At 75.2% G+C, this 4,225-nt stretch carries 3 protein-coding genes and 1 pseudogene; 2 read left to right on the forward strand and 2 right to left on the reverse strand.

The window, feature by feature from the left end; all coding sequences use genetic code 11:
• Positions 1 to 124: pseudogene (locus ACFWOG_RS39875) on the forward strand (ABC transporter permease); the annotation flags it as partial.
• Between the two features lie 444 nt (positions 125 to 568).
• Positions 569 to 1,774 (forward strand): phosphotransferase, encoded by a 1,206-nt coding sequence (locus ACFWOG_RS39880; protein WP_380364552.1) that lies wholly within the window; start codon positions 569 to 571, stop codon positions 1,772 to 1,774.
• Positions 1,775 to 1,877: 103 nt separating this feature from the next.
• Here the strand turns inward: ACFWOG_RS39880 and ACFWOG_RS39885 are convergent, their stop codons facing one another.
• The gene (locus ACFWOG_RS39885) at positions 1,878 to 3,065 is read right to left on the reverse strand and encodes a GDSL-type esterase/lipase family protein (RefSeq protein WP_380364554.1); all 1,188 of its coding nucleotides are present in this window, start codon (positions 3,063 to 3,065) and stop codon (positions 1,878 to 1,880) included.
• A gap of 76 nt (positions 3,066 to 3,141) precedes the next feature.
• Positions 3,142 to 3,711, reverse strand: coding sequence for a TetR/AcrR family transcriptional regulator (locus tag ACFWOG_RS39890; protein ID WP_380364556.1), 570 nt, complete (start codon positions 3,709 to 3,711; stop codon positions 3,142 to 3,144).
• Positions 3,712 to 4,225: the final 514 nt, after the last annotated feature.

Consider the following 4,225-nt stretch of genomic DNA (forward strand, 5'->3'; position numbering starts at 1 on the left):
GCGCGGACTGCTGCTCGGCAGCGAGATCGGCCACAACGGGTGGCTCGCCGTCGCCTGGTGCCTGGGCCTCGCGGCGCTCGGCTACCGCTGGTCGAAGGCGGTGTTCGACCGGGACCCGGCGTAGCCGGGGCGACCTGCGCGGCAGGTTCCCCGTGGCTCGCCCCGGCTCCGGGGCGGCGGACCCCGACACCCCGTCGGAGCCCGCCGCCCCGTCCGCGTGCTCGGCCGGTGATCGAGCCGTCCCGCGAACGGGCGCGGCCAGGCAAGCGCTAGGGGCGTCGTGTCGCGACAACCGCCGGGCTGGAGGGTGTTGTGAGTACTTCGGTGCCGCGGAGGGCGGGATGGGTGAGGTAGACCGTCCGGGCTTCTGCTCGTCCGGACCCGGCGAACCGGTCGGTCGCAGCGCTAGGTTGTCCGCGTGACCGTGAAGGTGCGCTTCGGGGAACAGGAGCCGGTGATCGTCCGACCCGCCGCGTCCGCGAGCCGCGAGCCGCGAGCCGCGTCCGCGAGCCGAGGAAAGTCGACATGTCGGGCGCCCTGCCCGCCCCGTGACCCGCTGAGGAGACGTGTGGAACCGAACCGTCGTGTCCGCCCCGACTGGGACGGACTGGTCGCCGCCGCCCGCGACGTCCGCCGGCTGTACGACGAGACCAACCGGCGGACACTGGGCCGCACATGGGACCTGGCGGACTTCGCCCTCGGGTTCGTCGGCGACGTCGGGGACCTCGCCAAGCTCGTCATGGCGTACCAGGGCCACCGCGCCGACGTCCCGGCCGACCGGGAGCGGATCGCCCACGAGCTGTCCGACTGCCTGTTCTCCCTGCTGGTGATCGCCGAGGAGACCGGCATCGACCTCGGCGCCGGATTCGCCGACGACATGACCGCCCTCGCCGCCCGCATCGGCGGCGGTGGCGCCGCGGACAGCCCCGCCCCGGAGCTGAGGGAGTTCGCCGAGGCCGCCGTCGGACGCATCGCCGCGTGGACGGACGCCTCCTGGGCACGGGCGGGCAGCCGGGTGTGGCGGGTCCACGGCCGGGACGGCGGTGAGTGGTTCGTCAAGGTCCATCGTGAGAGCCCGCGCTTCCACGACCGTGAGGTGGCCGCCTACCGGACCTGGGTCCCCCTCCTGGGTGGGGCGGCGCCACGCCTGGTGGCCGTCGCCCCCGCGTTGCGGGCCGTCGTCGTCACCGCGGTGCCCGGCCGCTCCCTGCACGGGGCCGTGCACGGGCGCGAGGAGCAGCAGCGGGTCTTCCGCCGGATCGGGGAGCTCGCGGCGGCGATCCACGGGGCCGCGCCCGCCCGGCCCGGTGACGGGTCGCCGCGCGTCCTCGAACGACTGGAGCGGCACCTGGAAGGGGCCCGCGGCCACCTCGCTCCCGGCGACGAGGACCTCGCCCGCGCGGCCACCGCGAGGGCGGCCGAGCTCCCTCCCCTCGACGCGGTGCCGACCCACGGCGACCTCCAGTTCCGCAACCTCCTGTGGGAGCCGTCCGGGGACCTGTACGTGATCGACTTCGAGCGTGCCGAGCCGGGCCCGGCCGTCCGGGACTTCGTGCGGCTCGCCGACAGCTGGGCCGACCGCCCGGACCTCGCCGAGGCGCTCTTCGACGGCTACGGCCGGGACCTCACCGACACCGAGCAGGAGTACCTGGCCGTCCACTGCGTGCTGGACGCCGTCTCCGGGATCCAGTACGGCGCGGCGAACCACGATCCCGAACTCGTGGAACGCGGCCTGCGCACCCTCGCCCGGCTGCGCGCCACCCACCGGCCCTGACCGGCCCCGCCCCGCCCCCGCAGGGCCCGGCACGGCACGGGCCGTGTCGGAGCCGGCCGCGCCGGGCGTCCGACCCGCCGTCCGGTACCGCCCGGGCGGCGGGTCAGACGCGCGGGGCGGCGAAGATCCCGCCGGGGCCGAAGACCAGCCGGCCGAAGTTGTCCGCGATGCGGCGGTGGCCGGCGGCGTCGGGGTGGACCTCGTCGGGCAGCGGCAACTCGTCGTAGTCGGCCCGGCCGTAGAGGGTGCGGCCGTCCAGGTGGTGGAGGTGCGGGTCGTCCTCCGCGCGCCGGGCGACGATGCGGGCCAGCTCCTCGCGGATGACGGTGAGGGTCAGGCGGCCGGCCGCGCGTTCGGCGGGGTCGCCCGTGGCCTTGAAGCGCAGGGTGCCGGTCGAGAAGTCCGGGGCCAGCGGGCCGGGGGTGTCTTCGTGGACCGGGCACAGGACGGGGGAGACGACCAGCAGCGGGGTGGTCGGGTGCCCCTCCCGGACGGTGTCGAGGAAGCCGTGGACGGCCGGGCCGAACGCGCGCAGCCGCATCGCGTCCGTGTTGACGATGTTGATGCCGATCTTGAGGCTGATCAGGTCGGCGGGGGTGTCACGGATCGCGCGGGCGGTGAACGGGTCCAGCAGGGCGCCGCCGCCGAAGCCGAGGTTGACCAGGTCGACGCCCCCCTCGGTAGCCGCCAGGGCGGTCCAGACGGAGGTGGGGCGGCCGGCGGTCGAGCCGTGGCTGATGGAGCTGCCGTGATGGACCCAGCGCCGGTGCCCGGTCGGCGGCGCGGGTTCGACCGGGGCGTCGGTGCGCAGGGCGATCAGCTCGGTGATCTCGTTGTGCGGCAACCAGATCTCGACGGTCTTGTCGCGGGCGGGAAGGCCGGTGAAGCGTGCCGTCCCGGGCGGGCCCTCGATCAGTTCGGCGGTGCCGGTGGCCAGGTCGGTCATCAGGGTGTTGCCCCCGGCGACGGTGGCCTGTGCGGTGAGCAGGCCGTCGACGACGAGGTCGTAGACGCCGTCGGGTGTGGCGGGCACGCCCGCGTAGGCGCGCTTGGTGGGCAGGGTGTCCAGCTCGACGGTGGTGGCCCTGGTACGGAAGGCCAGGCGCACGCCGGAGGGCTGGGCCTGTGCCGTCGCGAGCTGCTCGTCGGGGATCTGGAGGCGGGCCCGGGCGGGCAGCCGGTGCGGCAGCAGCCCGTGCGCCGTCCGTTCGAGGTCGAGGTGCCCGTGCAGCAGGTCGGCGGTGACGGGGGTGGTGGTCGGGGCGGCGGTCGGCGTGCTGTCGGTGCTCATGGTTCCTGGGGTTCCGGTTCGGTGCGGCGGGCCGGTGGGGTCGGGCGGGCCGGTGGGGTCGGTACGGCCGGGGTGCTCAGCGGGTCGTCAGGGTCCGGAGCAGGGTGTCGAGGGAATCGATGATCCAGTCCCAGGACACCTGAGGATCGACGGCGGTGTGGCTGAAGCCGCCGGCGGCCTCCAGGCTGACGTAGCCGTGGAAGACGCTGCCCAGCATGCGGATCGCGTGGGTCTGGTCCGGCTCGTCCAGGTCGTAGCCGCGCAGGATCGCCCGGGTCATCCGGGCGTGCCGCACCCCGGCGCCGGCGGCGGCCGTCTGGGGGTCGAGCCTGAACCGTGCGGCGTCGTACCGCCCGGGGTGCTGCCGGGCGTAGTCGCGGTAGGCGTCGGCGAAGGCTGCCAGGGCGTCCTTGCCGGCGCGTCCGGCGACCGCGTCGGCGGCGCGGTCGGCGAGCTCCTCCAGGGCGAACAGGGCGATCCGGGTCTTGAGGTCGTGGGAGTTGCGGACGTGCGAGTACAGGCTCGCGACCTTGACGTCGAAGCGTCGGGCGAGCTCGGAGACGGTGACGTGCTCGAAGCCGACCTCGTCGGCCAGCTCCGCCCCGGCGAGGGTCAGTCGTTCGGCGGTCAGTCCCACCCGGGCCATGAGGTTCGCTCCGTTCGCCTTTGCCTCTCAGGCTGCTGCCTAAAGGCTTTAGGTTTTAGCCTACACCTTCGCCGTGTCGCGCGGGTCGGGTCGTCGCCCGGGAGGGCGTGCGGGGCGGGTCCGTGGGAGGGGGCGGGAGGCTGGGCGAGGCAGGTCACTCTGCGTAGCGGAGGAGGCGATGCGCGCGACCGGGGTCGACGAGCTCGCACGGCACGGCTGTCGACTGAGCCGGCTGCCGTCCCGTCGCGCCCGCGGGCGTCGGGCGGAGCCGCCGGTCGGGCGCGGAAGCCTCACCCCGGCGGCCTGACGGGCGGGTGCCGGATCCACGGGCGCGCGAGCCGCGGGAGTCCGCCCGCACGCCTGCGCGCCTGCGCGCCTGCGCGCCTGCGCGCCCTCGCGTCAACGCGGCCGCGTCATGCCGGGCGGGCGTTCACCGGTGGCGCTCCAGGGTGAACTTCCAGGCGTCGGCGACGATGTCGTCCAGGTTCGGGCGGCGCGGGGTCCAGCCCATCTC

Origin of the sequence: Kitasatospora sp. NPDC058406, assembly GCF_042722765.1 — a bacterium.
GTDB lineage: Bacteria > Actinomycetota > Actinomycetes > Streptomycetales > Streptomycetaceae > Kitasatospora.

Coding starts and splice junctions, on each gene's coding strand:
- ACFWOG_RS39890 (WP_380364556.1), bottom strand. CDS start 3,711: ATGGCCCGGGTGGGACTGACCGCCGAACGACTGACCCTCGCCGGGGCG.
- ACFWOG_RS39885 (WP_380364554.1), bottom strand. CDS start 3,065: ATGAGCACCGACAGCACGCCGACCGCCGCCCCGACCACCACCCCCGTC.